Raw genomic sequence first — 603 nt, forward strand, 5'->3', positions numbered from 1 at the left:
CGATCAGGGCCTGCTGCACCGCGTAGGCGGCGTCGACGTCGACCCGGTGGGCGTCGGCGAGCTGCGGAATCGGGGTGCCGGTGACCGCCGCCTCGTCGAGCCGGGCGGCCAACCCGGCGAGGTCGACGTCTGCGCTGGTGGTCACTGCGCACCTCCGTGGGCGGTGTTGGCGGCGTCGGCGAGGTCGAGGGCGACGTCGGTGATCATGTCTTCCTGGCCGCCGACCATCCTGCGGCGGCCGAGTTCGACCAGGATGGACCGCACGTCCAGGTGGTAGCGGTCGGCGGCGCGTTCGGCGTGGCGCAGGAAACTGGAATAGACGCCGGCGTAGCCGAGCGACAGGGTTTCCCGGTCGACCCGCACCGGCCGGTCCTGCAGCGGCCGGACCAGGTCCTCGGCGGCGTCCATCAGCGCGAAGGTGCCGCAGCCGTGCTTCCAGCCGTGCAGGTCCGCCACGGCGGTGAAGACCTCCAGGGGGGCGTTACCGGCCCCGGCGCCCATCCCGGCCAGGGAGGCGTCGACCCGGGTGGTGCCGTGCCGCACGGCGACGACGCTGTTGGCCACACCGAGGGACAGGTTGTGGTGGGCGTGAATGCCGATCTG

The 603-nt window shown here is 72.8% G+C and carries 1 pseudogene; it reads right to left on the reverse strand.

Going from position 1 to position 603, the window contains the following annotated elements:
• Nucleotides 1-141: 141 nt before the first annotated feature.
• Nucleotides 142-603, reverse strand: a pseudogene (locus ACFHWS_RS28530) (4-hydroxy-2-oxovalerate aldolase); the annotation flags it as partial.

The organism is Micromonospora sp. LOL_013 (assembly GCF_048060315.1).
Classification (GTDB): Bacteria; Actinomycetota; Actinomycetes; order Mycobacteriales; family Micromonosporaceae; genus Micromonospora_E.